A 25676-nucleotide genomic window follows, 5' to 3' on the forward strand; every position below is an offset into this window, starting at 1 on the left:
GACGGATCGTCAGTTCTGGTTCTTGGCTTCCTCGTCGGCGTTCTTCAGCATCTCGGAGGTCTTCTGACCCTTGGTTCCGGCGCCCTCGACCTGGTCGCGCACCTTCTTGAACAGGTCGTCGAGATCGGCGGTCGGCCCGTCCACGTTCTTGTGGTACTCCTTGCCGATGTCGTCGTTGCCCGCCGAGCTCTTGTTGAACTCGTTGATCTCGTCGGTCCACCGGCGGACTTCCTCGATGGTGTCCGAGAGCGGGCCGAACTTGGCGAACTTGTCCTTCAGGTCCGCCATCGCGGTCAGCTGGGGCTTAGCCACGGAACTCCTCCTGCCGGTCGCGCTTGCGGCGGTCCGCCGCGGCGGCCTCGTCGGCGTAGCCGGGCCGCATGTCCCGCAGCGGCGCGAAGAGGTCGTCGAGTTCGGTCCCGCCGGTCATCGAGGCCCGCAGGGCCTCGCCCAGGCCGCTGAACGCGCCCATGGTCTCCGCGACCCGCTCGCCGATGTCGGCCCGCGCGGTGTTCAGCACGTCGGCCAGGACCTGCCCCAGCTGGGCCGGTGCCATCGACCGGTACGCGGTGGTGTGGAAGACCAGGGACACCACCTGCCCCTGCGCCCCGACCGTCGCGGTGACCATCCGGTCCTTGGACGTCACCGAGGCGGTGGCCGCCTGCAACTCCTTGGCGGCCACCGCCATCTTGGCCTGCTGCTCCTCCAGAGCGGCCATGGCCTGTTCGATCTGCTCGGCGTACGACAACGCCTTCACCCGCACTTCCGTCTCGTCCCGAATCCCGATGACGCGTCCCGGGCCTACGGGGGTGAGGCCCGGGACGCGCCGGCTCGTGGGGTCGTACGGTTCTCTCTACGGATGGGCGGGGTCCTGCGGTTCGACCGCCGACGCGAATCGCCCGGTCAGCGGCCGATGACGCCCGTCACGGCGCCCGAGTCGGTGCCCCAGACCTCCTCGTCCTCGGCCAGCCAGGTGGTGCGCTGCCGTTCCTTCTCCCCCTGACCGCCCGCGCCCGCGCCGGCACCGGCGCCCATCGGCGGCATCATGGGGCCGCCGCCACCGGTGGTGGAGACCCCCCGGCCCATCAGCTGGGCCTCCTCGCCGGCCAGCCCGGCCGCTGACGCCCGCTCGGCCGCCATGGTGCGGGAGGCCATGGCCTCCTCGGCGGCCGTCGCCCCCTTGTCGATGCCCAGGGCGGAGGCCAGGCGGTCGCTGACGCCGATGCGCGGCGGTCCCTGAGCGGCGATGCCGCCCATGGTCTTGGGGCCGGAGCCCTGGCCGCTGAAGGGCTCGCCGAACAGGTCGGTGCCGCTCTTGAGGGAGCTCGAACCGCCGGAACCGCCGAAGGAGATTCCGCCGCCGCCGAGCGAGCTCGGCAGGCCGGTCCAGCTGCTGCCGCTGCCGCCGCTGCCACCTCCCCCACCGACGACGAGCCCGCCGCCCCGCCCGGAGAGCGCGTGCTCCTCGTCGGACAGCAGCTGCTCGAACTGCGAGACGGGCCGACCGCTCGCGGTGCGGACGGTGCCGTCCGCGTCGATCTTGTCGTCCTTGCGGAGCACCACCGGGTTGCCGTTGGAGTCCTTCAGCAGGTTGCCCTCGGGGGTGGTGACCGTGCCGTCGTCGTTGATCTTCGAGCCCGGCGGCACCTTGAACGGCGTATTGGACGTCGACCCGCCCGAACCGCCCGAACCGCCCGAGCCGCCCGACCCCGTGGTCGGCTGGCCCACGACGGTGCCCACCGGCACGTGCCGGGGCTTGCCGTCGGGGCCGAGCAGCGGCTTGCCGTCGGGGCCGATGAGTTCGCCCTTGCCGTTGACCGTCGTCCCCGGCGGGACGTACATCGGCTTGCCGTCCTTGTCGAGGACCGGCTTGCCGTTCTTGTCGAGCAGCGGCGCCTGGCCGTTGCCTCCGCCGATCCCCCCGATGCCACCGATGCCGCCGATGCCACCGGTCCCGGTGCCGCCGCCCTTGCCACCGCCCCCGCCGCCGATCCCGCCGGGCTTCGGCGGCGGGGGCGGCGCGATGCCCGGCGGCGGAGCACCGGCGCCGCCCTTCGGCGGGCCCTTGGTGTCGTCCTTCGGGCCGTCAGGACCGCCGGGCCCCTTGTCGGGGCCGTCCTTCGGGGGGTCCACCTTGTCCGGCGCCAGGTCCATGCCCGGGGCCGCGAACGACATCAGGACCCTGGCCGCGGCCTCGTAGGCGGTCGCCAGGGCGGTCCCGGCGTCGGTGGCCGCCTTGTCGAGCACCCTGACGACCTCGTCCGTCCACTGCTTGGTCGCCGCGTTGTTCAGGACCGTGGCGAAGGCGGCGACCGACGCGGTTCCGGTGGAACCGCTCGTCATGGTCGTAGAGCCGCCGGTGACCGTGGCCTCGTACGAATCCCCTGAGGCGTCGTTCGTCGGGTAGCGGGTCGCCGTCAGCTTCTGGACTTCCTGCGTGAACGCGTAGTGGATGCACAGGTCCGGCCAGGCGTACGTGGCGTGCTTGTCCGGGTCGTCGTTCTTCTTGTACGCCCACGAGCCCGTGGGGTCCGTCAAGGCGCTGTACCCGCGCCAGGGGTTGTACCCGTTGTTGTACATGTCCTGCTGGACCTTGACCAGCGCATCGCCTGCCGCCTTCAGCTTGTCGGCGATGCTGCTGCCCGCGGCCGGCGCGGGGGCGTCGTCCTTGAACGCGTCGAGGTCGCCGCTGAGTCGGTAGTGCAGCGTCTTGAACTCGTTCTGCAGCCCGACCAGGACCTCCTTGAACCGGCCGGCCGCACTGCCCTGGAAATCGCTGCCCGCGCCGTCCACGGACTCGGCCCACTGGTGGATCTTCGCCCGGTTGTCCGCGAAGAACGTGTCCACCAGGGCGAGGATCCGCGCCGCCTCGGTCAGCGTCTTGTAGTTCGTGTTGTCGTTACCCGGGCCCCCCTGGAAGATGGCCCCGCCGAGGATCTCTCCGGGGTCGGTATGGAACAGGTGCAGCACGCTCCCCGTCTTACCGGAGGGCTTGTCGTCGAAGAAGGGCCAGTTGTAGGTCACACCCAGGATCGTGGTGAACGCGGTGGTGGCGTTGCCGTCACCGTAGTCCCACTCCGCCCACATGTCGTAGCCGGCGTTGTGGGTGGACAGGCCGTCCTTCTTCTTGCGCAGGTTGTTGTTGTACCGGGAGTCCGTCACCAGCTCCTGCCCGGTGATCCACGGCTGCCCCGTGACGTCCCCCCGCTTCACGATGGCGCTGTGGTCCGACCCCGCGAACGCCTCCAGCATCTGTTCCCAGGTGTACGTGACCTTGGGCGGCTCTGTCTTGGGCGGCTCGTCCGCCATGGTTTCCTCCGAACGCGGTGACACGGGTCAGGACATCGGTGTGCCGTCGGATCGGGCGGCCCCACAACCGTCCGATCCGACGACGGCCCTCACTTGGGCGGGGCGGGAGCTCCGGTGACTCCGCCGAGAACGTCCTTGAGGACGTCCATCATCTGGGCCTCCGTCAGGGCTTCACCGTCTCCGAGGTGAAGCTTCTCCCGCGCCTTGATCAGGTCGAGCACGATCTTGTCGACGTCGCCCCGGATGGCCTCGATCGATTCGCCCACGCTCTTGGAGAAGGCGTCGAAGTTGGCCTTCAAGGCCTTCGTCGCGGGGAACGATTCCCGCCCCGGCTTCAGGGCCGGCACCTCGCTCCAGGACGTCTTCTGGCCGTTGACGTCCTGCTCGAAGGCGTTCAGGTCCTTCACGAAGGTCTCAAGACCCTCGACCGTCACCTTGATCGTCGATTCACCCATGGTCGCGTGCCCCCGCCCGGACTAGAACTGCTTGCCGGCGTTGTAGTCCGATTCGATCATGATGTCGTGCATCTTGGTGAGCGTGCCCGCCGCGCCCTCGATGTCCTCGTCCATCTTCGACTCGTTGGCCGCGACGACCCGGGAGAGCTCCTCGAAGGCGGTGGCGGCGACACCCTGGAAGTGCCCGCCGTCGATCACGCCCCTCAGCTTGCCCATGAGCTCGTCCAGGTTGCTGCGCATCAGGTTGCCGGCCTGCCGGAGCTCGGCCGCCGACTGCTCGACCGTCTCGTGGTGGAGCTGGATGTTTCCGAAGTCCATCGGTTCGCTTTCCCTAGTCTTCCTGCTCTTCCGACGCGCCCTCAGGCGCCCTGGAGCCCGTTGTAGATGCCGTCCGCGGCGTGTGCCCGGGCGTCGTCCTCGGCCTGGGTGAGGATCTGGTTGGCGCCCTGGGTGGACTGGACGAAGTGCTCGAAGGCACCGATGACCTGCTGGTAGCGCTGCATCCAGTCGTCGACCCTCGACTGGAACATGCTGCTCGCCCCGGAGATGTAGCCGGCGGCGAGCTCCTCCTTGATCCGCTCGACCGTGCGGCCGGCGGTCACCATGTTCTCGATCTGCTGCTCCAGGCTCGAAAGAACCTGGCGGATCGCCTCGTCTTCCTTCGTCAACATGGACGGTGTGCCCACGGCATGCTCCCTTCCCTGCACGAGCGGGGGCGCGACTGCGACCCCGCACACGTTCCTGACCGACTCAACGGGCCCGCGAGACCGGGTGGTTCAGCTGCACGGGGCCGAACCGGGCGCGGCGGCCGCGGCGGCGGCCGTCGAGGCGGCCGTCGGCGTGGCGGCGGCCCCGTCGGCCACCGCCGCCGGGTCGAGGAGCGGCCCGGCGGGGAGCAGCCCGACCACCGGGGCGGGCACCGAGACCGGCGTGGCGCCCCCGTAGCCGAGCTGTTTGGCGACGGCCGTCGAGGGCAACGGATACCGCACCCCGGCCTCGGTGACCAGGTACTCGGTGCTGCCCGTGCCCGCGCCGGAGACCGCCTTGACCAGGGCCCCGCGCCCGGGCCGGACGGAGATCCGGTCGGCCACCGCGCAGGTGCCGCCCGCCGCACCCGACGGGACCGTCGGCGGGCGGCCGGTGTCCGCCGCGGCCGCGTCCAGGAGGGTGATCGCGGTGACCGGGGAGCCGGCGCCGGTGTGCAGGTCGGCGCAGACCCCCTCGCCGTGCAGCGGGGTGACCAGGGTCGGCGGCGTCTCGGGCAGTCCCGTGGCCGGAGCCCCGCCCGGCGCGGTGTGGGCGGCCAGGTCGACCGGGCCGATCAGCGCGGGCGCCGGGGCGTTGTTCGCGTACGCCTCCTTCTGGGTGCGCGGATCGCCGCGCAGCAGCTCGTACAGGGTCGTGGTGAGCGGGACCAGGCCGTCCTTGGTGAGCAGGTAGTGCGCACCGCCGGCGACGTCGAAGAGCTGGCCGATGCGGGTCGGCTTCCCGGAGAGCACCGGGCCGTCGCCGCCGCGCCCGGGGACGGCGGGGGAGGCGAGATCCGGTCCGGCGGGCAGCGCGTTCAGCACCCCGGCCGGGACGGGGAAGGGCGTCGCTCCGCCGTAGCCGAGTGCCTGCAGGGCCTGGTTGGCGGTGTCGACGCGCAGTCGCTGGCCCTGCCAGAGCAGGTGCACCGTCCCGTCCGGGAGGGAGACCAGCACGGCCTGACCAGGGGTCAGCGCCTTGCCCTCCTTGACCGGGTCCATCAGCAGGCCCAGCCGGGGCGCGGGGGCGCCGGTCGGGCCGGGCTGGACGGTCCCGCACACCAGCCAGGTGCCGCCCGCGAGTTCGGCGGCCGGCGGCAGCCCGTCGGGGGCGCCGACGATCCCGACCGGAGCGCCGCGCGGCACGTCCGCGAGCGACGCCCGGCCGACCTGAGCGACCGCCATCTGGTCGCCGGCCACCAGCCGGGCGCTGGTGTCGTTCAGCACCGGGTGCAGCTGCCCGCCCACGAACAGGTAGCGGGCGCCCGTCTCCTCCACCACCACGAGCGTGCCGGGCTTGGTCCAGCCGGCGTCGCCGCCGGGCTTGATGACCCCGTACACCACGACCCCGAGCCCGATCAGGACGGCCACGGCCAGTCCGGTCGTGGTGCCCCGGGTGGTCCGCCCGGTGGGGGTGTCCGGCGCGTCGGGCTCGGCCCGCAGCATGCCGGAGGCCAGCCTGCTCATCACGAACAGGTGCGCCTGCACCTGGTCGCGTCGGGACTGCATCCAGTTCCTCCCCGGTGTCCGGGCGCGCCGCTTCCGCGCCCCCACCCCGGTGCTACGGCCCGGAGGGGCGCGAGAGTTCACCGGGCTTCGTCGACCGCGGTTCTCCGTGGCTCGGCGTCAAGTCAAGTTGTCTGTACAGCTCCGGGCCCCTTGGCGGCCATCGGATCGTCATCGAACTCCCCGGCCCCGGTCACCTCGGTCACTTAGAAACATGACTGGTCCGGGTCGAACCGATGGTCCGGCGCCCGTCAGCAAGGAGCCCCACCCGATGAGTCCGATGCCCGAACTGTCGCGCCGCAGCCTGCTCGGCGGCGCGGCGGCGGCCGCCGTGCTGTCCGCCCTCCCGATCAGCGTCCAGGAGGCGCTCGCCGCGCCGGCCAAGCCCGGACGGCTGGCGGACATCCAGCACGTCGTGGTGCTGATGCAGGAGAACCGCGCGTTCGACCACTACTTCGGCACCCTGGCGGGCGTCCGCGGCTTCGGCGACCGGACGGCGGTGCGCGGGATCAACGGGCGCTCGGTGTTCCACCAGCCCGACCCGGGCCGCAAAGAGGGCCACCTGCTGCCCTTCCCGATGAACGCCGCGCACACCAGCGCCTACCAGCAGGGCGCGCCCGCCTTCGGCTTCGTGGACTCCATGAAGGCCTGGAACGACGGCCTCGCCGACGGCTCGGTCACCCGCCGCTCCGGCGGCTGGCTCGGCCAGGGCTACTACGAGAGCGCCGACATGCCCTTCTACCACGCGCTCGCCTCGGTGTTCACCACCTGCGACGCCTACTACGCGTCCGTCCAGTGCAACACCAACACCAACCGCGACCACCTGATGACCGGGACCAGCGGCGGCACCGTACGGGACACCCCGGTGACCGACAACACCGAGATCCCCGGCGGCTACGAGTGGACCACCTACGCCGAGCGCCTGGAGCGGGCCGGCGTCAGCTGGAAGACCTACCAGGCGCTGGACAACTTCGACGACAACGCGCTCGCCTGGTTCGCCCCCTTCGTCAAGGCCAAGCCCGGCGAGCCGCTGTACGAGCGCGGCATGCGGGCCGTCGGCGACCCGGCGAAGAAGAACGACCCGTTCGCGATGGGCGACGCCCTGGTCGACGCCTTCGCCGCAGACGTCCAGGCCGACCAGCTGCCGCAGGTGTCCTGGATCGTCGCCCCGGCCGCGCTCTCCGAGCACGCCAACTACGCGCCGCCGAACGGCGAGCACCTCACCGCCCGGCTGCTCGCCGCCCTGGCGGCGAAGCCCGAGGTGTGGCAGAAGACCGTCTTCATCCTCAACTACGACGAGCACGGCGGCTTCTTCGACCACCAGCTGCCGCCCGTCCCGCCGCTGGCCACCGGGCGCGGCAAGTCGACCGTGCCGGTGGACGGCGAGGTCGTCGTCCGCGTCGGCAAGGGCTCCGCCACCTACCACCGGGTCGTCGGTCAGGACGGCAAGTACCGGGTCAAGGCCGCGGACGGCTCGCTCACCTGGTCCGACACCCTGCCGGCCGGCGAGACCCTGGTCTCCGGCCCGTACCCGATGGGTCTGGGCGTGCGGGTGCCGATGGTCGTGGTCTCGCCGTGGACCCGCGGCGGGGTCGTCGACTCCACCGTCTACGACCACACCTCGGTGCTGCGCTTCCTGGAGCAGCGCTTCGGCGTCCAGGAGCCCAACATCAGCCCGTGGCGGCGCACCGTCTGCGGCGACCTCACCAACGTCTTCGACTTCTCCGGCCGCAACCCGGTCTGGCCGCAGCTGCCCGACACCAGCGGCAACCGGCAGAAGGTGGTCGACACCGGCAAGCTCCCCGCCCCCACCGTGCCCAGCCCGCAGGCCTTCCCGCAGCAGCAGCGCGGCACCCGCTCGGCCCGCCCGGCGCCCTACGACCTGCTGGTCAAGCCCCGGCTGAAGGGCGGCGAGCTCACCCTCGACCTGGTCAACCAGGGCCGCCAGGGCGCGGTGTTCGCCGTCTACCCGGCACCGGGCGGCGCGCCCCGGCACTACACCGTCGGCGCGAAGAGCCGGCTCTCCGACGTCTGGACGGTCGGCCCGGAGGGCTACGACCTGCGCGTCCACGGCCCCAACGGCGCGCTGTGGCACCTGCGCGGCGATGCCGCCGCCACGTACGAGGTGTCGCTGTCGGAGGAGCGCGACGGCAAGGTCCTCGAAGTCGACGTGATCAACCGCTCGCGCACCGCCCAGACCTTCCTGGTCGGCGACCTCGCCTACGGCGACGGGCTGCGCGAGGTGCGGGTCGCGGCCGGCGACGACCGGACCGTCAACCTCGCGGTCCGGCCCGAGGGCTGGTACGACGTCGCGGTGGCCGTCCGCGGGGACCTCACCTTCCGCCGCCGGATCGCCGGCCGCTTCCCCTGGGACGACCGGACGGTCACCGACCCGGCCCTGGGCCTGGCCGACCCGCTCGCCGTGGACGTCGCCCTCGGGGCCGCCTCCAGCACCATCGACGAACCCGTCCTGCTGCCCGGCCGCCCGGCCCGGGTCTCGGCCGTGCTCACCGCCACCGCCGCGCTCACCGCCGTCGAGGCGCAGCCGGTCGTCCCGCCGGGCTGGACGGTCACCGCCGTCACCGCGCCGCCCGCCTCGCTCGCCGCCGGCGCCACCGCCACCGCCGTCTGGGAGGTCACCCCGCCCGCCCAGCTGCCGGACGGCGCCACCCACCGGATCCTGGTCACCGCCCGGGCGCTGGCCGGCGACCGCTTCGCGATCGCCGACGGCGAACTCGCCGCCCGCCCCGCCCCCGTGATGGCCGGCCACCTGCTGGGCGAGGACTTCGAGTCGCTGGCCGGCGTGCTCCAGCCGCAGGACGGCGTGCTCGGCTGGACGGCTCAGGCGCCGCAGGGCTGGTCGGTGGTCAACGCCCCCGGCATGCCGCAGGGCACCGTCCGTCTCCAGGGCTGGACCTTCCACACCAAGCGGGAGTGGTCCACCCCGGCCGGGCAGGACCGCGGCAACTTCACCCGCGGCCTGGGCGTCCTCGCCGTCGCCGACCCGGACGACTGGGACGACACCGGCTCCCCCTCCCGGAAGGGCGTCTTCGACTCCACGCTCGTCTCCCCCGCCGTCCGCCTCCCGGCCGGCGCCGACACCCTGTACCTGGCCTTCGACTCGCACTACCGGCAGGAGGCCCCGCAGAAGGCGTCCGTCACCGCCGTGTTCGACAACGGCACGGAGACCCGCCTGGTCTTCTACAGCGCCGACGCCACCGGCAACGACAACGCCGGCAAGGACGTCCAGAACACCCTCGTCACCCGCCGCCTCGCCGTCCCGGCGGGGGCGCAGGCGGTGACGCTGAAGTTCCGGATGTACGACGCGGGCAACAACTGGTACTGGGCGGTCGACCACGTCCGCCTGGACAGCCGGCCGATCACGGGCTGACCGTCCGGGAACGGCCCGATCGGCCGTGCTGCGCCGCCCCGGCTTCCGGGCTCGGCGCGGCCCGGCCGATCGGTCAGGCCCGGCGGCTCCTCAGGCCAGGTCGGCCGGCGGGCCCGGCCGCTCGGACCGATCGGTCAGGCCGGGCCCGAGGAGCCGCCGGAGGCCCCGGCGGCCTCGGGCTGCTGTTGGGTCGAGCAGTGGATGCCGCCACCGCCGGCCGCGATGGCGTTGATGCTCACCGGGACGATCTCGCGGCCGGGGTGGAGGTCGGCCAGCACGCCCGCCGCCCGGTCGTCGGAGGCCTTGTCCCCGAACTGGGGCATGATCACCGCCCCGTTGACGACGTAGTAGTTGAGGTAGGTGGCCAGGAAGTCCTTGCCCCGGTCCGGCTGCCCGGTGAGGTCGGGTTCGGCGAGTTCCACGATCCGCGGCTTGCGGCCCTTGGCGTCGGTGGTGGAGCCGAGCACCTGCAAGGCCTGGTCGGAGGCGCGGGACCAGATGTCCGGCGGCGTGTCGGGGCCGGGGCGGTGGATGACGACCACGCCCGGCTCCGCGAACCGGGCCAGGGCGTCGATGTGGCAGTCGGTGATGTCCTGCCCGGCCACGCCGGCGAACCAGATGACCTTCTGGACGCCGAACAGGTCCTTCAGGGCCCCCTCGATCTGGTCGCGGCTCGTGCCCGGGTTGCGGTTCGAGTTGACCCACGAGCTCTCGGTGGCCATCAGGGTGCCCTCGCCGTCGACCTCGATCGCGCCGCCCTCGCCGGTGATCGGCGCCTGGATGCGCCGGATCCCGTAGTGGTCGAGGAGGTTCCGGGCGACCTTGGCGTCGTTGTCGTGGGTCTGCTTGCCGCCCCAGCCGTTGAAGTTGAGGTCGACGCCGGCCAGCCCTGCCGGGCCGGTGACGAAGGTCGGGCCGGTGTCGCGGGCCCACAGGTCGTCCACCGCCAGGTCGAGGACCTCGACGCTGGAGCCGCACAGCTGCCGGGCCGCGGCGCTCTGGTCCGGTCGGGCCATCAGCACCACCGGTTCGAACCGGGCGACGGCCTGCGCGACGTGCGCGATGTCCTGGCGGACGGCGGGCAGTTGGTCGCCCCACACCGAGTCGAGGGCCGGCCAGGCCATGAACGTCCTGGTGTGCGGACGCCACTCGGCCGGCATCGCGTACGACGCCGCGGCGCTCGCGGCTCCTCCCGTGCCCGTGCCGGCGGCCGTGGTCGGCTCGTCCTTCGGGGACGAGGCCCCCGACGAACCGCAGCCTTCCACCATCGCGACCACGGCCACGGCCGCCCCGGAGCGCAGCACGGCCCGGCGGGACAGGGCGGGTTCTCTCACGGCAGGTCCCCTCGTTGACACGGATTCCACCCCGAAACGGGCGATATCCGACAGTAGGGGCGGCCGGCGGGTCCGGCGGCGAGCCCGCGCGGCGCCGATCGGGCGAATCGGGCGATCCGCCGGGCCGGGTGGGCCGGGTGGGCCGGGTGGGCACCTCCCGGGAGAGACTGAAAGTTCAGTCAATAATTCGAGTACAGTGGACCACCATGCCAGACCGTCGAACAGAGATACTGAGAGCGGCCACGAGACTCATCGCGCGACGCGGCGTACGCGGACTGCGGGTGGGGGAACTGGCGGCCGCGGCCGGGGTGTCGACCTCGCTGATCTACTACCACTTCACCGACCGCGCCGGGATCCTCCGCGAGACCCTGGAGTTCATCGGCGAACGGGCCGACCGCTACACCGCCGAACCGGAGCCCGGGGCGCCCGCGAACGACCCCTGGAGCGAACTGGCCCAGGCCCTGCTGCTGGAACTCCAGGACTCCACCGAGGTCCGCGAGAACAGCACCGCCTGGGGCGAGTTGCGGGCCAGCGCGGTCTTCGAGTCCCGCCTCCGCGAGGACCTGGCCAGGGCCACCCACACCTGGGTGCACGAGATCGCCGGCCTGCTCGGCCGCGCCCACCCGTTCGGCACCGCGCCCGCGCACGCGGCCTCCGCCGAACGCCTCACCGCACTCCTGGAGGGCCTCTCCATCCGGTGGCTGAGCGGCTCGCTGCCGCTCGACCGCGCGCGCAGCCTGCTCGGCGAGGCGATCGGCACGGAGATCGCGGGCTGGCGGGCCGAACGTCTCCCGGGCCGACCGGACAGGCCCTAAGGCAGCGGTTCCTGCATCGTGGAGCAGTGGATGCCGCCGCCCCCGGCCATCAGGCGGTCGACGTCGAGCTGGACGACCTCGCGCCCGGGGAAGGCCTCGGCGAGGGTGCGCCGGGCGGCCTCGTCCTTGTACACGTCGCCGAACTGCGCCGCGATCACGCCCCCGTTGACGACGTGGAAGTTCAGGTACGAGTCGACGAACTTCGAGTCCCGCGAGCGGACGGTGTCGGGGCCGTCCACCCGGATCACCCGGAGCCGGCGGCCCCTGGCGTCGGTGGCCCGGGAGAGGATGTCGAACTGCTCGCGGGCGTCCCGGGCCCAGACGTCGTGGCGGTCCGCCGGGGGCAGTTGCACCAGGACGACGCCCGGCCGGACGAACCGGGAGGTGACGTCGATGTGGTCGTCGGTGATGTCCCGGCCCTTGATCCCGGGGACCCAGATCATCTTGTCCGCGCCGTACACCTCCAGGACGGCCTCCTCGATCTCGTCCCGGCTCATGCCCCGGTTGCGGTTCTTGTTGACCAGGCTGCTCTCGGTGGCCATCAGGGTGCCGTCGCCGTCGGTCTCGACCGAGCCGCCCTCGCCGACGAACTCCGCGTAGGAGAAGGGGAGTCGGAGCATCTCGGCGATGCCGCGCGCGACCTCCGCGTCGTCGCGGTGGGTCTGCTTGCCGCCCCAGCCGTTGAAGTTGAGGCCGACGGCGTCGAGCCGCCCGTAGCCGTCGCGCCGGAACACCGGGGCGGTGTCCCGCATCCAGAGGTCATCGGTGGGGACGGCGTCCGTCACGGTGACGGCGGATCCGCACAGGGACCGGGCCTCCCGGACGCTGTAGTCGTCCGGGGCACACATGACCACCGGCTCGAATCGGGCGATCGTCCGGGCGATGAGCGCGATGTCCTGCTGGACACCCGCCAGCTGCCGGCCCCAGACGGACTTGCGGGACGGCCAGGACATCCAGGTGCGGGCGTGCGGGACGTCGTCGCGGTCCACCCACCACTGCGGGAGCCCGGCCTCGCCGGCGTACGGCAGCCCGTGCTCCGCCTGGTGCGGGGGCGGGGCCCCGAAGAGGCGGTCGAACAGGGAGCGGTTGTCACCGTGGGTGTTGCTCATGACGATCTCCGAATCAAGTATTGCCCACCGAGTGACCGGTGGCCCCGCAGCCGCAACTCTGACATTGACTGAATTTTCAGTCAAGCTCCAGATCATGGAACTGCCCAGCCGGCCCCGACACGGGAAAAGGCCCGGCCCGGGAAGAGGCCCGGCGCGCGAGAAGGCCCCGGCACGCGAGAAGGCCCCGGGCCGCCTCGCCCGGGGCCGGAACGCGACGCGCGCTACCCGCGCAGTCGCTCCACTTCGGCCTCGATCGCGCCGGCCATCAGCTCGCGCGCGTGCGCCACCGGCAGGCTGCCGCTGAGCCAACGGACGCTCAGCCCCTCCAGCAGCGCGGTCAGCCGCTCGGCCGAGGCCGCCAGGGCGGCGGCCCCGTTCATCGGCCGCACCTGTCCGAGCAACTCCGCGACCTCCTGAACCCAGACGAGGGTGGCCCGGGCCAGGTCCTCCCGCAGCTCGGGGTCGAACACCGCACTCGCCCGCAGCTCGCCCCAGGCCGTGCTGTTCTCCCGCACCTCGGGGGTGTCCTGGAGCTCCAGCAGCAGCGTCTGCTCCAGCTCGCCCCGGGCGTCCAGCGGCGGCGCGTCCGCCGCGCGCTCCGTCGTGTAGCGCTCGGCCCGGTCGTTGATGAACTCCAGCGTCGCGCGGAGGATCCCCGCGCGGTCCTTGAAGTGGTAGTAGATCAGCGCGGTGGACACACCCGCCTCCGCCGCCAGTTCCTCCACGCGCAGCCCGCGGACGCCGCGCCGGGCGATGACCCGCGCAGCCGCTTCCATGATCAAGGTTCGACGGTCAGCCACAAGGAATCACCTTACCCGGACGGGGCACCGACCGACCGGAGGACCCCATTCCTGACTGAAATCCCAGTCGGGGTATGATCCGGTGCGCTTCACGACACCGGCGTCCGCCCGGGCCCCGGCCCACCCGCCGCACCCTCGCTGTGCCCCGCCCCCGCTCCGCCACTCCCCCGTCCCACCCGCACGACCCGCTGGGAGCCAGCATGACCGCAGAGCCCTTCGGCGCCCCGTCGCCCACGGCGTTCCAGGCGCTGTCCCCGGACGACCCCCGCGAGGTCGGCGGCTACCGCCTCTGCGCGCGGCTCGGCGCAGGCGGCATGGGCCTCGTCTACCTGGCCTACACCCCCGGCGGGCGGCCGGTCGCGCTCAAGGTCGTCCGGCCCGAACTCGCCGAGGATCCCGAGTTCCGGCACCGCTTCGCCCAGGAGGTCGCCAGCGCCCGGCGCATCCACGGCCTCTACACCGCCCAGGTGGTCGACGCGGGCACCGACGCCGCCACTCCCTGGCTGGCCACCACCTTCGTGCCCGGTCCCTCCCTCCAGCAGGTCGTCCAGCACTACGGACCGCTGCCCGAACGGAGCGTCCTGCTGCTCCTCGCCGGCATCGCCGAGGCCCTCCAGGCGATCCACGCGGCGGGCGTCGTCCACCGCGACCTCAAGCCCGGCAACGTCCTCGTCGCCACCGACGGCCCCCGCGTCATCGACTTCGGCATCGCCCGGGCCGCCGACGCCAGCCCGCTCACCGGCACCGGTCTGCGGATCGGCTCGCCCGGCTTCATGGCCCCCGAACAGGCCCTCGGCCTGTCCGCCGCCCCGGCCACCGACGTCTTCGCGCTGGGCGCCCTGATCGCCTACGTCGGCTCCGGCACTCCCCCCTTCGGCGACGGGCCCGAGCCCGCCTCGCTGTACCGGGCGGTGCACGAGGAGCCCGACCTCTCCCAGCTGCCGCCCGGACTGCACGAACTGGTCCGGCTCTGCCTGGCCAAGCGCCCCGAGGACCGGCCGGGCACCGCCCAGCTGATCGAGGCCGCCCGCCGGCACCCCGCCACCGGCGGCGAGCTCCGCTTCTCCGACGACTGGCTGCCCCAGCGGGTCAGCAGCGCGATCCGCCGCCACAGCGACCTGCCGACCACGCCCGGCACACCCGCCCCGCCCGCCACCGTCCTCTCCCCGGCCCGGGCCGCGGCCGACGCCCCGACCACGCTCGGCCTCCCCGCCCCGCCGCCCACCCGGCTGCAACCGGCCCCCGACAGACCCGAGCCCGCCGCCCCGGCCCGCCGGCACACCCGCACCCGCACCCGCACCCGCACCGTGCTCCTGACCACCGCCGCCCTCCTCGTCGGCGCCGCGGCCGCGTTCGTCCTGCTCGATCCCGAGTACCTCGACGACCTCGACGACCAGAACGTCGCCGCCGGCCTCGCCCCGTCCGCCGGCGCCGCCACCACCGCCCCGGCCCCCGGCCAGGCCACCACCGCCGCCGCCACCACCACGACGGCCGCCGGGTACACCGCCGTCCACACCAACCTCGAACTCACCTCCCCCGACCCCACCTACGAGTTCGACCTCAAGGCCGGGAAGGTCACCGCCCAGGACGCCTCCACCTGGTACCTGGGCCGCCACGCCGGCGAGTTCTCCATCCCCGAGGACAGCGACGCCTACGTCGCGCCGACCGGCCGGCTCACCCTCCCCGACTGCGTCAAGGGCGTCGAGACCCAGCCGGTCTCCTCCCTGCCCTTCAACGCCCTGCGCACCGACCGCAGCTTCTGCGTCCGCGCCCAGGGTGGCCAGGACATCGCCATCATCCGCATCCTCGCCACGGCCGACGACGGCCCGGTCCGGATCTCGCTCACCTCCTACCACCGCTCCGCCTGACGCGGCGCCACCCCGGGCGGACGGCCTGGACGACGAGCAGCTGCGGCGACCGATGACCCCGTCGGGGACGAACCTGCCGGGCCTGGTCAAGCACCCGGGGGGTGCCGAGCCGGGCTGGTTCTGCGAGGCGTTCGGCCGCGGGACGGGGCCCCTGCCCTTCGACCTGGAGGCCGACGAGACCTCCGACATGAGGGTGGAGCCGCACGAGTCCACCGAGGACGTCCTGGCCTACTACGCCCGCGCCCGCGCCGCCGCCGCCGCCGACCAGATGATCGGCGAGCTCGACCTCGACGACCTGGGCAAGGCCTGGTTCGGCGACGCCGTGTCGCTGCGCTGGGTGCTCATCCACATGGTGACGGAGACCACGCGGCACGCGGGCCACATGGACATCCTGCGCGAACTCCTCGACGGCGCGGCCGGCGACCACAACCGGGGCTGAGCCGGGCAGGAGCCGCACCCGCGCCATCCCGCGCTGTCTCCGGTGAACGCCTGACGTGCCCGCCCGGCGCCTTCACACTGGTGGTGAAAGACGCAGGCCGACCTGCGACCGCGAAACCCCGAAGGTGCACATGAGTGAGCGATTCGCCGCGTTGGACGACCTGGCCGAGCGGTGGGGCCTGAGCGGCCTGGAACTCGTCGGCCAGGGACTGGAGTTCTCCGTGTTCCGGGCGCAGGCGCGGGACGGGCAGCCCGTCGCGGTGCGGCTCGCGCGCCAGCGGTTCGAGTCGAACGCCAACGACCCCCACGTGGACACCCGGACCCTGCTCCGGCAGGAGTACGCCATCGCGAAGCACCTGGCCGCCCACGGCCTGCCGGTCGCGCAGCCGAGGGAGCTCGTCCTGGCGGACGACCCGGCCGCCCCCGACGTACTGCTGTCCGCCTACGTCCCCGACGACGGCTCGGACCTCGACTCCTTCGAGCTGGGTCACCTCCTCGCGCGGCTCCACCGGGTGCCGCCGCCGCAGCTGAGGCCCGTCGCGGCGGAGGGAACCGGCACGGCGGCGGCGATCGCCGCACGCATCGGGCGCCGCTGGGCCGAGATCGGCCGCCGCGTCTGCGACTGGCCCGAGCCGCCGGCCGCTTCCCTGATCGCCGGCCACCTCGCCGGTTTCACCGAGGACAGCCTGCTGCACCTCGACGTGCGCAGCGCCAACATCCGCCGCCACCAGGGGCGGGCGGTCGCCCTGCTCGACTGGTCGAACGCCCTGCTCGGGCCCCCGGCCCTGGAGTTCGGCCGGCTCGTCGAGTACGCCCGGTACCCGGAGAACGACCTCGACCCGGCGGCGGTCCGCAGCGGGTACGCGAGGACGGCGACCGCCCCGGCCGACGACGATCCGTGCCTGGTCGTGGGCCGGCTGGACGCCGCGCTGATGCTGGCGCTCGTCTTCCTCTCCGAGGCGCCCGACGCCGGCCGGGGCCCGGCGGCGGCCGACCACGCCCGCGAGCTCGCGCTCAGGATGGGCGCGGGCCACGCGTGAGGAAGCCCGGGAGCAGGGCTCTCAGGGCCGGCCGAGGACGCGGTCGACGGCGATCTCGATGACCACCCGGTCCGGGTTCGCCCGGGGTTCGCGGTAGCGCTCGGTGTAGCGCCGCTCGGCGTCGGCGACCTGCTCCGGCTCGTCCCGGACGACGGCCACGCCCTCCAGGGTCGACCAGCGTGCCCGGTCCACCTGGCAGACCGCGACCCGCAGGCCCTGCGGGCCGGCCGCCGCCACGTTGCGGGCCTTGCGGCTGGTGCGGCTGGTGATCACCCGGGCCGTCCCGGTCTCCGGCTGGTACGTCACGCCGACCGGCACCACGTGCGGCGAGCCGTCCGGGCGAGCGGTGGTCAGGGTGGCGATGTGACGCTCCCGCCAGAAGGCGAGGAAGGCGTCGTCGAGGTCGCGGGGATCATGGGCCATGATCGCGATGCTACGGCCCCCGGAGCACGCGCAGTGCTCCGGGGGCCGTTCATCGTCAGTGCCCGCGGGCGATCCAGTCCGGCAGGGCCGGGGCCTCGGCGCCGATGGTGGTCGGGTCGCCGTGGCCGGTGCGGACCACCGTCTCGGCCGGGAGCGACAGCAGCCGCTCACGGATCGAGTCGATGATCGTCGGGAAGTGCGAGAACGACCGGCCGGTCGCGCCCGGGCCCCCGTGGAACAGCGTGTCGCCGGTGAAGACGGTGCCGAGCTCCGGCGCGTACAGGCAGACCGCGCCCGGGGCGTGACCCGGGGTGTGCAGGACGGTCAGCTCGGTGCCGGCCACCTCGATCCGCTGCCCGTCGGCGAGTTCGCCGTCCGGGAGACGGTCGGGGTGGGTGAGCTTCCACAGCGGCAGGTCGTCCGGGTGCAGCAGGATCGGCGCGCCGGTGCGGGCGGCGAGGGCCGGGGCGGCGTCGATGTGGTCGTTGTGCGCGTGGGTGGAGACGATCGCCAGCAGCCGGCGCCCGCCGAGCGCGGCCTCGATCGCGTCGGCGTCGTGCGCGGCGTCGATCACCACCGCCTGCTCGTCGTCGCCGACGATCCAGACGTTGTTCTCCACCTCCCAGCTGCCGCCGTCGAGTTCGAAGGTCCCGGCCGTCACCAGCCGGTCAATGCGCGGACTCATGCGCCCACCTCGCTTCGCTCGGCAGGTGCTTCGCCCGATGCGCACCTCTCGATGGTTCGCTCGCTACGCTCGCTCACAGGACCACGACCGAACGGAGCACGTCGCCCTGGTGCATGCGCTCGAACGCCTGCTCCACCGCGTCGAGTTCGATGGTCTCGGTGACGAACGCGCCGAGGTCCAGGCGGCCCTGGAGGTGGAGGTCGATCAGCATCGGGAAGTCCCGCGAGGGCAGGCAGTCGCCGTACCAGGAGGACTTCAGCGCGCCGCCGCGGCCGAACACGTCGAGCAGCGGCAGCTCCAGCGTCATCTCCGGCGTGGGCACGCCGACCAGGACGACGGTGCCGGCGAGGTCGCGGGCGTAGAAGGCCTGCTTGTAGGTCTCCGGGCGGCCGACCGCCTCGACCACCACGTCCGCGCCGTTGCCGCCGGTCAGCTCCCGGATCGCCTCGACCGGGTCGGTGCTGCGGGAGTTGACGGTGTGGGTGGCGCCGAGCTTGCGGGCCGTCTCCAGCTTGCGGTCGTCGATGTCGACGGCGATGATCTTCGCCGCGCCCGCCAGCCGCGAGCCCATCACCGCCGCGCCGCCGACGCCGCCGCAGCCGATCACCGCGACCGAGTCGCCGCGGCCGACGCCCCCGGTGTTGATGGCGGCGCCGATGCCCGCCATCACACCGCAGCCCAGCAGGCCGGCGACGGCCGGCGAGACCGCCGGGTCGACCTTGGTGCACTGGCCGGCCGCGACCAGGGTCTTCTCGGCGAACGCGCCGATCCCCAGCGCCGGGGACAGCTCGGTGCCGTCCAGCAGCGTCATCTTCTGCTTGGCGTTGTGGGTGTTGAAGCAGTACTGCGCGCGGCCGCGCCGGCAGGCGCGACACTGGCCGCACACCGCGCGCCAGTTGAGGACGACGAAGTCGCCCGGCTCGACCTCGGTGACGCCCTCGCCGACCGACTCGACGACGCCCGCCGCCTCGTGCCCGAGCAGGAACGGGAACTCGTCGTTGATGCCGCCCTCGCGGTAGTGGAGGTCGGTGTGGCAGACCCCGCAGGCCTGGATTTTGACCACCGCCTCGCCCGGCCCCGGGTCCGGCACCACGATCGTGGTCACCTCCACGGGCGCGCCCTTGGCGCGCGCGATGACTGCCTTGACCTGCTGGGCCATCCGATTCCACCTCCGTCGGCCGATGCGGCTCTGCACCGGCGTGACCTGCGACAAACGACTGCCCACGAAGCGTAGCGCCCGTAGCGACGGGCACCGACGGGGCGGGCCCGGTGATCCGGCTCACCGCACCTGCCGCGCGGGCGTCATATGCCGTCGAGATATCCGCCGGGCCCCCGGCGCGGCCCGCAGGGCAGGGCGCGCGGGCGGCGCCGAGCGCCCGTCAGCGTGCCTCGAAGTGCCCGGAAAGGAGCGCCGTTGGCTGGAAGTGCCGCTGACGCGCGCGCCACCGCCCACGTACGGTCGTAGCAGAAGCGGTCCACGCGACCACGCTCAGCACATCCGCCCCACCCGACGGTGCGCCACCGCGCGCCGTCCGCGCCGAGGCGTACCGACCGTACGCCGTCGCACGATTCGCGCCATCCCCCGTTCCGGTCCGCGTTCGCCTTCGCTTCCGCCTTCGATCCGCCGTTCGTCCCACCCGATCCGCCGTTCGTCCCGGTCCGCCGGACCCGGCCCGGGCCGAGCCGCCCGCCGGCCCGCCCCACCCGTCCCCGCACCATCCCGGTTCCACCCCCCGTCGGGCCGTCACGCGCGGCCCCCCGCCCTGGAGTCTGGAGTACGGATGTCCGCCGAGAACAGTGCGACCGGTGCCGGAACCGGCACCGTCCCGCTCATCCCGCTGCACTGCCTGCGCAGCCTGGAGCCCGGCCCGCCCCGGCTCGCCGCGCTGCCCACCGGCACGCCCGTCTGGCTGGTCAGCCGCCACGCGGACGTGCGGCAGGTGCTGACCGACCCGCGCCTGGGCCGCGCCCCGCTGTACGAGCCGGACGCGCCGCCGATCACCGCCATCCCCAACATCCTCGACGACCCGCAGGGCCTGCTGAACATCGACGGCACCGAGCACCAGCGGCTGCGCCGCACCGTGCAGCGGGCCTTCACCCCGCGCGCGATCGCCCGCTGGCGGCCCTGGGTCGCCTCGGTGGTCGAGGCCCTGATCGACGAGCTGATCGACCACGGCTCCCCCGCCGACATCGTGGCCGGCTACACCCGGCCGCTACCGGTCCACGTGATCAGCCGGCTGATGGGGCTGGACAACCTGGACGGCAAGAAGCTCGCGCACTGGAGCGACCACGCGCTCTCCGCCACCGCCTACACGGCCGAGGAGATCGCCACCGCCATGGCCGAGTTCGCCGGCTTCGGCGCCGCCGTGATCGCCGAGCGCCGCGCCGACCCCGGCGAGGACCTGGTCAGCAGCCTGCTCGCGGCCGCCGCCGAGGACGGATCGATCACCGAGCGGCAGCTGGTCACGCTGGTCATCGGCCTCGTCGTGGCCGGCCACGAGACCACCATGACCAGCCTTGGCAACGCGCTCGTCTACCTGCTCGCCGACGGCCGCGAGGCCTGGCAGCGGCTCGCCGCCGACGAGGCCAGCGCGACCGCCGCGACCGAGCAGATCCTGCGCGCCGTCCCGCTCGGCGACGCCAAGCACCTGCCCGGCCTGTTGCGCCGCACCATCGAGGACGTCGAGATCGGCGGGGTGGTCATCCCGGCCGGCAGCGTCGTCGCCGCCGACACCGGCGCCGCCAACCACGACCCGTCGGTCTTCACCGGGGACCTGCTCACCGAGCTGTTCTCCCCGCTGGCCGCGCCGATGCTGACCTTCGGGGCCGGGCCGCACCACTGCCTGGGCGCCTGGCTGGCCCGGATGGAGCTCGAACTCGCCCTGCACCGCCTGGCCCGCCGGCTGCCCTCGCTGCGCCTGACCGGGCCCGTCGAGGAGATCGACTGGCGGAAGGGCCTGCTCACCCGCAGCCCCGAGACCCTCCAGGTCGCCTGGTGACGGCTACCCCGGGGACGGGCGCCGACGCGGTGGTCGTCCGGGTCGACCGGGACCGCTGCATCGGCTCCGGGATGTGCGCCCTGAGCGCCCCCGGCTCGCTGGCACTCGGCGCCGACGGGCTGGCCGAGCCGGTGGCCGACTACGCGGCCGACGGTGCCGAGCTGACGGAGGCACTGGCCGACGCGGTCGACTTCTGCCCGGTCGAGGCGCTGACCCTCTACTCGGCCGCGGGCGGCTACCGGATCGCCCCGCCGGAGTGACCGCGCCCCGGCGCCGCCTGCCGCACCACGGCCGGCGGCGCCGGGGGCATCCCTGGATCGATGAGCCAGGCTAATCGACGGATGAGCTCATCGATCTTGTTCCGCCCTCGGCGCGGCTGATGGGCTGGCTCCATGACCGACGCCGACACCCTCGCGCCCCCGACCGCCCCCGGCAGCCCGCCCCGCTGGGCACCGATCACCGCCGTGGCCCTCGCCACCTTCACCGTGGTCTCCGCCGAGATGATGCCCGTGGGGCTGCTGACCCCCGTCTCGAAGACCCTCGGCGTCTCCGACGGCGTCACCGGGCTCTCCCTGACCATCACCGGGCTCCTCGCCGCCGCCCTGTCCCCGTTCGTTCCCGCGCTCATCGGGCTCCGGGACCGCAAGCACGTGCTGGTCGCCTTCATGCTGCTGCTGTCGCTGGCCAACGCGCTCACCGCGCTCGCCCCCGACTACCCCGTGCTGGCCGCCGGCCGTGTCCTGCTCGGCCTCGCGATGGGCGTCGTGTGGGGCATCACCGCGGGGCTGGGCCCACGCCTCGCCGACGGGCCGCGGATCGCGCTCGCCACCACGCTGATCTTCTCCGGCGTCTCCATCGCCTCGGTGCTCGGCGTCCCCCTTGGCACCTACCTCGCGGCGCTGCTCGGCTGGCGCTCCGCGTTCTGGGCCCTCGCCCTGCTCGGCGCGGTGTCCGCCGCCGTCCTCGCCCGCACGCTCCCCGCCCTCCCCGTCCACGAGCGCGGCCGGCTCGACCGGATCGCGGACGCGCTGCGCAGCCGGGGAGTCGCCGCCGGACTCGCCGTCACGGCGCTGGTCGTGCTCGGCCACTTCACCGGCTACACGTACGTACGGCCGGTGCTCGAACTCGACGCGGGCCTCAGCAGCGGCGTCATCGCCGCCTGCCTGCTGGTCTACGGACTGGCCGGCGTCGCCGGGAACTTCACCCTCGGCCCGGCGGCCGGCCGGCGCCCCAAGGCGGCCGTGACCACCGCCCTCGCGGGCGTCGCGCTCGCCACCGCCCTCCTGCCGCTCCTCACCGGGAGCGTGGTGGCGGTGCTGATCGCGCTCGTCGTCTGGGGCGCCTCGTACGGCGGGGTCTCGATCTCCACCCAGACCTGGGTCCGGATCGCCGACCCCACCCGGATCGAGGCCTCGGCGGCGCTGTGGGCGGGCGTGTTCAACGCGAGCATCGCGCTGGGCTCGCTCGCCGGCGGCCTGGTCATCGACCGGGCCGGGACCCACGCCGTGCTCCTCACGGCGTCGCTGATCACGGCGGCCGGACTGCTGCTCGCCGCCGTCACGCGCCCACGGCGGTGAGCGCCCGCACGAAGGCCCCGGCCAGCGGGTGCGGCGGCCGCTCGCCCTGCACCACCAGCAGCGTGGACGGCTCCAGGCCCGGCACCGGCAGATAGCGGATGTCCGGCCGCTGGACGTACGCCGTGCTCGCCTCGCACAGCAGCAGCCCCAGGCGGGTGCTGGCCACCGTCGACAGCCCCTCCTGGAGCGTGGCCGCGCCCGCCGGGTAGGCCAGCTCCCGCCCGTCCGGCGTCCGCCGCGGGGCGTTCGCCCGGCGCCAGTAGTCCGGGGCGGGCCCACGCGGTTCGATCAGCGCCAGCCCGGCCAGTTCGTCCGCCGAGACGCTCGCGGCCCCGGCCAGGCGGTGCCCGGCGGAGAGGGCGACATACATCGGCTGCCGCGAGAACTCCAGCAGCACCCGCAGGCCGTCCTCCCGGCACGGGGACAGCACGATGGCCAGGTCGACCTCGCCCCGGCCCAGGTGGGAGAACGGATCGCCCCAGGACAGTTCGACGAGCTGGGCCGCCCCCTCCGCAAGGCCCGCGATCGCCCTGGCCACCGGCTCGTACACGGCGCACTGGAACCCCAGGCGCAGCGGCCGGTCCGTCGAGGCGGCCCGGGCGCGGGTCGCCTCGAAGCCCTCCCGGAGCCGGTCGACGGCGGGCACCACCTGCTCGGCCAGCTCGCGCCCCAGCTCGGTCAACTCGACCCGCCGGCTGGTGCGTTCGAACACCGGGGCGCCGACCCGGCCCTCCAGCCGCTTGATCAGCTGGGAGACCCGGCCCTGCGAGACGCCCAGGAGCTGCGCCGTCCGCCCGAAGTGCAACTGGCGCACCAGGACGGAGAAGCACTCCAGTTCCTGGAGCGGCAGCTCCGGGAGCACGGGGCCTGGCGTCGTCCGATCCACCCCGGCAGTCTAGGTGTTCCGACCTGTGAGGTCGGGAACGCCGCAGGCCAGTGCCGCGCGCAGCTCGGCGGCCGGGTCGCCGGCGTGGTACGGGCGTTCGCTCTCCTCGATGTGGTCCAGGAACTCCTGGTAGCGCAGCGCGTAGGACAGGTGGTACAGCGGCTCGACCAGCTCCAGCGCGCGCCACGGCCGGGATCCGGGCGCGTGCTCGCTCCAGGCCTTCAGCCAGACCTCGACGAGGTGCTGCCAGCGCTCCGGCGCGAGGTAGGCGCGCGGGCGCAGCCCGTCCAGGGCGGGGTGGCCGAGGCAGGAGTCGGCGTAGTCGACGACCACCGGACGCTCGCCGTCTGAGCGCCAGTTGCCGGGGTGGAAGTCGCCGTGCACCAGGGTCTCGGGGAGGCCGCAGGCCGCCAACTCCTCCAGCAGCGCCGGCAGTTCGGCGACCAGTCGGCGGACGTCGGCCAGTTCCCCGGGCGTCAGGTCGGTCTCGCCGGGGAGCCGGTCGAGCAGCGCCTGCGCCTGGGCGAGCAGGGCGCGGGGCGTCCGGTCGCGAAGCCCGGCCTTCGCCGCTCGCCCGTCGGCGGCCAGCGCCGCCTGGGCGGCGACCAGCCGGGGCACCACCTCCTCGACGGTGTCAAGGGACGGCGACCAGCAGTCCTCGCCGGGCACGTGGTCCAGCAGCAGCCATCCGCCCGCCGGGTCGGCGGCCAGCACCGGCGGCACGAGGCCCGGGTCGACGCCGCCGAGCAGCGCGATCACCTCGCCCTCCCGGGCGTTGAAGGCGGGCGTCGTGGTCTTCAGCCAGGCGTCACGGCCGGTGGCCGTCGGGAGGCGGAGGAGGCCCGACAGGTTCCAGGTCCGGATCTGCCGCGCCGGGCCGGCGACCGGACGGCCCGCCCCGGCCAGCTCCGCCTCCGCCCAGGCCAGCGCCTCCCCCAACCCGGCCGGCGTGGCCCAGGCCGCGCGGCGCTCGGCGGGGCCGAGCAGCGCGGCCGTCCCGGCGTCCAGCGGCCGGGCCTCGACGGCCGTCGGCCGCTCCAGCGCCTCGGCGTGGTACCACACCTGCCCACCGTGCCCGCCGCGCCCGCCCTGCTCGCCCCGCCCCTCCACCAGCCGCAGCACCAGCACCGGCACCCCGGCGAGTTCGGCCGTCCGCGCCCCCACCCCGTCCACCGACGACCACCACCCGCCCGCCGCCTGGAACGGGCCCACGGCGCCGAAGTACTCGGCCCCGTGGGTGAGATGGACCGTGACGGTGCGTTCGCTCGCTCGCTGCATCCGGGCAGCTTCGCCCACCCGGGCCCGGTACGCGAGCGAATTTCCGGACGCCTCGGGCCGGGACCGGGCCGATCGCGTTCGCGCTACGGGATCGCCACCGCCGCGCCGGACACCCGGATCCGGCTGTCCGCCGTCCGCAGTTCCACGTGGAGCACGCCCGGGCGGCCCAGGTCCTCGCCCTGGTGGAGGGTCAGCACCGCCGGGGCCGCCGCCGCGCCCTGCTCCCGCAGGTAGGCGCCGAAGGCGGCCGCGGCAGCGCCGGTGGCCGGGTCCTCGACGACGCCGCCGACCGGGAAGGGGTTGCGGACGTGGAAGACGTCCGCGGCCTCGCGCCAGACGAGTTGGAGGGTCACCAGGTCGCGGGCCCGGGTGTAGGCGGCGAGGCCGTCGAAGTCGTAGTCGAGGCGGGCCAGGCGGTCACGGGTGGCGGCGGCGAGGACGAGGTGACGGGCGCCGGCGTAGGCGATCCGGGGCGGCAGGGTCGGGTCCAGGTCGGTGCGGGCCCAGCCGAGCAGGGCGAGGACTTCGTCGACGTCGGCCTCGGTCACGTCCTCCACCTGCGGCTCGACACTGGTCAGGGTGGCGCGCAGCACGCCCTCCGCGTCCTGGTCGACCTGGACGGGGACTTCGCCCGCGGCCGTCGTGAAGACGTACTGCCCGGGGCCGGTGCGGGCGGCGAGCGCGACGGCGGAGGCGACCGTGGCGTGGCCGCAGAACGGCACCTCGGTGAGCGGGCTGAAGTACCGGACTCCGTAGGCGCCTTCGGTCGCTCCCGCGGTCAGGAAGGCCGTCTCGGAGTAGCCGAGCTCGGCGGCGATGGCGAGCATCCGCTCGTCGGTCAGGCCTGCGGCGTCGAGTACGACGCCCGCCGGGTTGCCGCCCTCGGGGCGGGTGGTGAAGGCGGCGTAGCGCAGGATGCGGGGTGAGGCGTCGTCGGTCATGCCCGGACGAACGCGTTCCGCTCCCCCGCTGTTCCCGCTCACCTGTTCCCGCTCACCTGTTCCCGCTCACCCGTTG

24 protein-coding genes are annotated in these 25676 nt (G+C 73.8%); 8 read left to right on the forward strand and 16 right to left on the reverse strand.

Features of this window, described 5'->3' with window-relative positions:
* Positions 1-9 precede the first annotated feature (9 nt).
* The 7 genes from AC07BF_RS00635 to eccB form a co-directional block, all read right to left on the reverse strand.
* A complete protein-coding gene (locus AC07BF_RS00635) occupies positions 10-312 on the reverse strand; it encodes a hypothetical protein (protein ID WP_363587577.1) in 303 nt (100 codons plus the stop codon).
* Positions 305-757, reverse strand: a complete 453-nt coding sequence (locus tag AC07BF_RS00640) for a YbaB/EbfC family nucleoid-associated protein (RefSeq protein ID WP_363587575.1) — start codon at positions 755-757, stop codon at positions 305-307. The genes AC07BF_RS00635 and AC07BF_RS00640 overlap by 8 nt, the downstream gene beginning before the upstream one ends.
* Positions 758-903: 146 nt before the next feature.
* Positions 904-3309, reverse strand: a complete 2406-nt coding sequence (locus AC07BF_RS00645; RefSeq protein ID WP_400985059.1) for a hypothetical protein — start codon at positions 3307-3309, stop codon at positions 904-906.
* A gap of 89 nt (positions 3310-3398) precedes the next feature.
* Positions 3399-3764, reverse strand: coding sequence for a hypothetical protein (locus AC07BF_RS00650; RefSeq protein ID WP_363587571.1), 366 nt, complete (start codon positions 3762-3764; stop codon positions 3399-3401).
* A gap of 21 nt (positions 3765-3785) precedes the next feature.
* Positions 3786-4082: a hypothetical protein gene (locus AC07BF_RS00655; RefSeq protein WP_363587569.1), complete on the reverse strand. Its 297-nt coding sequence runs from the start codon at positions 4080-4082 to the stop codon at positions 3786-3788.
* 41 nt (positions 4083-4123) lie between these two features.
* Complete coding sequence (locus AC07BF_RS00660; RefSeq protein ID WP_400472581.1) at positions 4124-4435, reverse strand: hypothetical protein; 312 nt, start codon at positions 4433-4435, stop codon at positions 4124-4126.
* Between the two features lie 105 nt (positions 4436-4540).
* A complete protein-coding gene (gene eccB, locus AC07BF_RS00665; protein ID WP_363587565.1) occupies positions 4541-6019 on the reverse strand; it encodes a type VII secretion protein EccB in 1479 nt (492 codons plus the stop codon).
* Positions 6020-6287: 268 nt separating this feature from the next.
* Between eccB and AC07BF_RS00670 the strand changes: the two genes are divergently transcribed.
* On the forward strand, positions 6288-9407 hold the full coding sequence (locus AC07BF_RS00670) for a phosphocholine-specific phospholipase C (RefSeq protein ID WP_363631968.1): 3120 nt from the start codon (positions 6288-6290) through the stop codon (positions 9405-9407).
* A 134-nt stretch (positions 9408-9541) separates the two neighbouring features.
* Here the strand turns inward: AC07BF_RS00670 and AC07BF_RS00675 are convergent, their stop codons facing one another.
* Positions 9542-10741 carry an agmatine deiminase family protein gene (locus AC07BF_RS00675; protein ID WP_363587561.1) on the reverse strand — a complete coding sequence of 400 codons (1200 nt, stop codon included), beginning with the start codon at positions 10739-10741 and terminating at the stop codon, positions 9542-9544.
* A gap of 206 nt (positions 10742-10947) precedes the next feature.
* On the opposite strand from AC07BF_RS00675, the gene AC07BF_RS00680 reads away from it, so the two are divergent.
* Complete coding sequence (locus AC07BF_RS00680) at positions 10948-11556, forward strand: TetR/AcrR family transcriptional regulator (protein ID WP_363587559.1); 609 nt, start codon at positions 10948-10950, stop codon at positions 11554-11556.
* Here AC07BF_RS00680 and AC07BF_RS00685 read toward each other — a convergent pair.
* Together AC07BF_RS00685 and AC07BF_RS00690 are read right to left on the reverse strand one after the other, a co-directional pair.
* Complete coding sequence (locus AC07BF_RS00685) at positions 11553-12665, reverse strand: agmatine deiminase family protein (protein ID WP_363587557.1); 1113 nt, start codon at positions 12663-12665, stop codon at positions 11553-11555. The two genes, AC07BF_RS00680 and AC07BF_RS00685, sit on opposite strands and share 4 nt — an antisense overlap.
* Positions 12666-12886: 221 nt before the next feature.
* Complete coding sequence (locus AC07BF_RS00690; protein WP_063350538.1) at positions 12887-13441, reverse strand: TetR/AcrR family transcriptional regulator; 555 nt, start codon at positions 13439-13441, stop codon at positions 12887-12889.
* A 224-nt stretch (positions 13442-13665) separates the two neighbouring features.
* Here AC07BF_RS00690 and AC07BF_RS00695 point away from each other — a divergent pair, with 224 nt between their 5' ends.
* The 3 genes from AC07BF_RS00695 to AC07BF_RS00705 all read left to right on the forward strand — a co-directional run bounded on the left by AC07BF_RS00695 (position 13666) and on the right by AC07BF_RS00705 (position 16811).
* Positions 13666-15333 (forward strand): serine/threonine-protein kinase, encoded by a 1668-nt coding sequence (locus AC07BF_RS00695; protein ID WP_363587555.1) that lies wholly within the window; start codon positions 13666-13668, stop codon positions 15331-15333.
* Positions 15242-15772 carry a DinB family protein gene (locus AC07BF_RS00700; RefSeq protein WP_363631959.1) on the forward strand — a complete coding sequence of 177 codons (531 nt, stop codon included), beginning with the start codon at positions 15242-15244 and terminating at the stop codon, positions 15770-15772. Before AC07BF_RS00695 ends, AC07BF_RS00700 begins: the two co-directional genes overlap by 92 nt.
* A gap of 130 nt (positions 15773-15902) precedes the next feature.
* Positions 15903-16811 (forward strand): phosphotransferase family protein, encoded by a 909-nt coding sequence (locus AC07BF_RS00705; RefSeq protein ID WP_400806005.1) that lies wholly within the window; start codon positions 15903-15905, stop codon positions 16809-16811.
* Positions 16812-16832: 21 nt separating this feature from the next.
* Here the strand turns inward: AC07BF_RS00705 and AC07BF_RS00710 are convergent, their stop codons facing one another.
* The 3 genes from AC07BF_RS00710 to AC07BF_RS00720 form a co-directional block, all read right to left on the reverse strand.
* Positions 16833-17234, reverse strand: a complete 402-nt coding sequence (locus AC07BF_RS00710) for a pyridoxamine 5'-phosphate oxidase family protein (RefSeq protein ID WP_063350534.1) — start codon at positions 17232-17234, stop codon at positions 16833-16835.
* A gap of 55 nt (positions 17235-17289) precedes the next feature.
* Positions 17290-17919, reverse strand: coding sequence for an MBL fold metallo-hydrolase (locus AC07BF_RS00715; RefSeq protein WP_400806008.1), 630 nt, complete (start codon positions 17917-17919; stop codon positions 17290-17292).
* A gap of 73 nt (positions 17920-17992) precedes the next feature.
* Positions 17993-19078 (reverse strand): S-(hydroxymethyl)mycothiol dehydrogenase, encoded by a 1086-nt coding sequence (locus tag AC07BF_RS00720; RefSeq protein WP_363587547.1) that lies wholly within the window; start codon positions 19076-19078, stop codon positions 17993-17995.
* 622 nt (positions 19079-19700) lie between these two features.
* Here AC07BF_RS00720 and AC07BF_RS00725 point away from each other — a divergent pair.
* The 3 genes from AC07BF_RS00725 to AC07BF_RS00735 all read left to right on the forward strand — a co-directional run bounded on the left by AC07BF_RS00725 (position 19701) and on the right by AC07BF_RS00735 (position 22495).
* A complete protein-coding gene (locus tag AC07BF_RS00725) occupies positions 19701-20918 on the forward strand; it encodes a cytochrome P450 (RefSeq protein WP_363587545.1) in 1218 nt (405 codons plus the stop codon).
* Positions 20915-21178, forward strand: a complete 264-nt coding sequence (locus AC07BF_RS00730; RefSeq protein WP_363587543.1) for a ferredoxin — start codon at positions 20915-20917, stop codon at positions 21176-21178. The genes AC07BF_RS00725 and AC07BF_RS00730 overlap by 4 nt, the downstream gene beginning before the upstream one ends.
* A 132-nt stretch (positions 21179-21310) precedes the next feature.
* Positions 21311-22495, forward strand: coding sequence for an MFS transporter (locus AC07BF_RS00735; protein ID WP_478317589.1), 1185 nt, complete (start codon positions 21311-21313; stop codon positions 22493-22495).
* Here the strand turns inward: AC07BF_RS00735 and AC07BF_RS00740 are convergent.
* The 3 genes from AC07BF_RS00740 to AC07BF_RS00750 all read right to left on the reverse strand — a co-directional run bounded on the left by AC07BF_RS00740 (position 22476) and on the right by AC07BF_RS00750 (position 25600).
* Positions 22476-23381 carry a LysR family transcriptional regulator gene (locus tag AC07BF_RS00740; RefSeq protein WP_478332691.1) on the reverse strand — a complete coding sequence of 302 codons (906 nt, stop codon included), beginning with the start codon at positions 23379-23381 and terminating at the stop codon, positions 22476-22478. The two genes, AC07BF_RS00735 and AC07BF_RS00740, sit on opposite strands and share 20 nt — an antisense overlap.
* 9 nt (positions 23382-23390) lie before the next feature.
* Complete coding sequence (locus AC07BF_RS00745) at positions 23391-24659, reverse strand: phosphotransferase (RefSeq protein ID WP_478332692.1); 1269 nt, start codon at positions 24657-24659, stop codon at positions 23391-23393.
* 83 nt (positions 24660-24742) lie between these two features.
* Positions 24743-25600 (reverse strand): PhzF family phenazine biosynthesis protein, encoded by an 858-nt coding sequence (locus AC07BF_RS00750; RefSeq protein WP_363631950.1) that lies wholly within the window; start codon positions 25598-25600, stop codon positions 24743-24745.
* Positions 25601-25676 lie beyond the last annotated feature (76 nt).

The sequence above is a fragment of the Kitasatospora sp. NPDC043950 genome, from assembly GCF_056435345.1.